The following is a 3,206-nucleotide window of genomic DNA, read 5'->3' on the forward strand; positions in this document are numbered from 1 at the left end:
AATTTGAGTTATATTATTTTCGGTGTTAATATAATATATAATTTAATAAATTAAAATGAAAAAAACTCATATCAATAAAAAATTAATATGAGTTTTGTGTCAAATTTTATTCACCTAACTTAATAAATAACATTATTGTGTTTTTTAATCAAAAAATTGAATTAAAAAAGTACATAGTAAAGTCACCTATGTACTTATATTATAATTTGAATATTGTATGTAATATGTAGTCAGTAAGCATTAGTACCACAAGTAGGACAAAATAATATAACACATTATATTAATAAAAAAGGATAATACACAATACAGAAAGAATAATAATATGATTTTAATTTATAAAACAATTTTGCCTTTATTCACTAAAGGCAAATATATTATATATCAATTTATAAATTTATTCCATTTTAAGCATAAAATGTGAAATTAATACCACATTAAAAAGATATAAAAAAATGGTGGAGGTAACGGGAGTCGAACCCGTGTCCACACATGAATGCTTATTATACTTCTACAGTTTATTTAGTTTTTGGTCTTTATTTAATGAGGCAAAAATAAGAGTATCCAGAATCCATAAGACTAACAAAAATCCTCTTAGTTTATTTCTGGACCAATAGTTAAATTCAAATAAAAGTTACCACACTTTTATTTTATCCTTTAAAACCTATGTTTATACTAAAGGAGTTATATAAACACAACTTGACGCTAAATATTAAGCAAATGCAAGATTTGAGTTAGCGTAAAACGCTGGTGAAGAAAAGTTAAATTCTTCGTTTTCTTTTTTATCGTTTCCGTTTAAAAAGCCTAGTAGAGATTATAGTCCTCAACACTACTGCAATACAATAAAACCCATATATGTCGAAACCATTATACCCCCAATTAATAAAATTGAATTGTTGATTTAATTTTGTTTTGAGCTTCCTCTTTACGTATTTTTTCTCTCTTATCGTATTTTTTAAGACCACGTGCTAATGCAATTTCTAATTTTAACTTAGATTGTTTATTAAAATAAAACTTAAGTGGTACTAAAGTTAATTTTTGGGTTTCCATTTTATGTTTTAACTTACGAATTTCATTTTTATGAGCTAACAATTTTCTATCACGTGTTGGTTCTGCTTTAAATAACATATACTGTTTAAAAAACGATTCTTTTAAATAAAGTTCATTTTTATAAATAGAACAAAAAGCATTATCTAAAGATACTTGAGAAGCACGTGCTGATTTTATTTCTCAACCTAATAAAGATATTCCTACTTCTAAACGATCTAATATTTCATAGTCTCTAAAAGCGTGTTTATTGCTAGCTATTATTTTCATAAGTAATATTATTATAACAATTTTTAAGAAATAAAATTATTTTTACTTTTTTTAGTTTTATTTAAAATTACTGTTTTTTAACTTTATTTTGATGAAACTTGCTTTTTACTTCCATTTCTATCTGCTTGTGGAGCATTAGAATCTTTTTCAGTTTTAGCTGGTTTTTGATTTACTTGTGTACCTGCTTGTGGAGCTTTAAAATCTTTTTCTTGTTGTTTTCTGCCCTTACCTAACTCAGGGTGTTCTTGATCTTGATCTGAATCAAGTGGTTCTTTATTAACTCAACCATCAGGTATTACATTAGGATCATCAGAAGGCATTTTTTCATCATCAACTTTAGGATGTTCACGTTGCATTGTATCTAACTCTTTTTTCTTCTGATGTTTTTTTATCTTCTCCTACTTTAGGAGTATCTTGTTTAGTATTTACGTCTGTTTTTTCGTTTGTTGTTTCACTCTTTTGTTCAGTTTTAGAACACGAAACAACGGCTACTGTTGCAGGTAGCATAGTTAAACCTACAAACAAGTATTTTTTGAATTTAATCATAATAATTTGTCCCCTTAGTTTTTTACCATTAAATTTCGACAAAATTATATTAGAAATATAAAAAAATGAAATAAATATTTCATTCCTAAGAATAAGGTAAAAATAATAAAATAATTATAAAATTCTTGTAAAAAAATATAAAAAATATATATAAGCAAATATTTTTACACTAAAAACTCACTTTTTTTAATAAATATAAAAATATTTTTAAAAATTATTCATTTTCTTTCATTAAAATTATTTTTTAATTAGTTACAAGAAAATAATATTTTTTTATAAAAATTTAAAAATAAATATATCAAAAAACCTATACCATTGAATTGATATAGGTTTTTTGATAATTAGTTCTTTTTCTTTTGTTTTAGAAACTCACTTAGTGGTTTAAATTCAGTTATAGGATAAAAATCATTACTTGTTAAATTTCACTTATAAATACTGTACAAATTATTGTAATTTATTTCATAATAATTTTTTTGGTCTTCATTTTCTCTATTGATTATATTTATCTCTTCGTTTAAAGGAATAATACTTGGGTCAACAACTTCACGTTTTGAATCGAGTGTATTATAACCATCAAGTATTTGTTCGATAAATTGCATTGTAGACATTAAAACAGTAGTTGTTGCTTGAAGTGTAAATAATTTCATATTAGGGATTATTTTATTATTTGCTCTTTTAAATAAAACAGATTCGCCTTGATTATTTTCTAAATTAGAATAATCGAGTGATAACATGTTTTCTCATGAAACAGACGGATCTAAAATAATATAATCAGAAACATCTTCTTTACCAAGAAGCATCTTAACATAATTTAATGATTGCTCAGGTTTATAATATGGATGTAATTTAAAAAGATAATTATATTCACTTCGTGGATAGAGTTCTTCAATTTTTGCAAAATATGCTATTGCTTTATCTCTTAATTTTGTGTTTTCTAAATAAGCACCATTTCTAAAAAGAGATGAACCCATAAAGACCATATTCTTTTTACTGTTATCATATTTATCACTATTTAAAATCATTAAATCTTTTAATGATTTTGGAGTATTTTCGTCATTATTTTTTATCAAATTATTAACTATTAAAATATCTTTAAGATAATCAGTACCTTTTAATCATTCTTCTTTTTCTAACTTATTCAAACTTATAGGATATGAGTTAACATTAATCTTAGCTCATGATTTATCTAATTTGTCAAATATTTTATTAAGACTAACACTTAAGTTAGGTGAATAAAATTTGACACAAAACTCATATTAATTTTTTATTGATATGAGTTTTTTTCATTTTAATTTATTAAATTATATATTATATTAACACCGAAAATAATATAACTCAAATTATAT

At 23.6% G+C, this 3,206-nt stretch carries 4 protein-coding genes and 1 other RNA gene; all 5 read right to left on the reverse strand.

What is annotated here, in order from left to right; genetic code table 4:
• Positions 1–453: 453 nt before the first annotated feature.
• The 5 genes from ssrA to N9R85_RS03775 all read right to left on the reverse strand — a co-directional run bounded on the left by ssrA (position 454) and on the right by N9R85_RS03775 (position 3,002).
• Positions 454–874: a transfer-messenger RNA gene (gene ssrA, locus N9R85_RS03755) on the reverse strand.
• 2 nt (positions 875–876) lie between these two features.
• Positions 877–1,314: an SsrA-binding protein gene (smpB, locus tag N9R85_RS03760; protein WP_262858647.1), complete on the reverse strand. Its 438-nt coding sequence runs from the start codon at positions 1,312–1,314 to the stop codon at positions 877–879.
• An 83-nt stretch (positions 1,315–1,397) separates the two neighbouring features.
• The gene (locus N9R85_RS03765) at positions 1,398–1,670 is read right to left on the reverse strand and encodes a hypothetical protein (protein ID WP_262858648.1); all 273 of its coding nucleotides are present in this window, start codon (positions 1,668–1,670) and stop codon (positions 1,398–1,400) included.
• A complete protein-coding gene (locus tag N9R85_RS03770; protein WP_262858649.1) occupies positions 1,651–1,860 on the reverse strand; it encodes a hypothetical protein in 210 nt (69 codons plus the stop codon). Before N9R85_RS03770 ends, N9R85_RS03765 begins: the two co-directional genes overlap by 20 nt.
• A gap of 341 nt (positions 1,861–2,201) precedes the next feature.
• Positions 2,202–3,002, reverse strand: coding sequence for a hypothetical protein (locus N9R85_RS03775; protein WP_262858650.1), 801 nt, complete (start codon positions 3,000–3,002; stop codon positions 2,202–2,204).
• Positions 3,003–3,206 lie beyond the last annotated feature (204 nt).

Origin of the sequence: Mycoplasma sp. CSL7503-lung (assembly GCF_025515455.1) — a bacterium.
Taxonomy (GTDB): Bacteria; Bacillota_I; Bacilli_A; order Mycoplasmatales; family Metamycoplasmataceae; genus Mycoplasmopsis.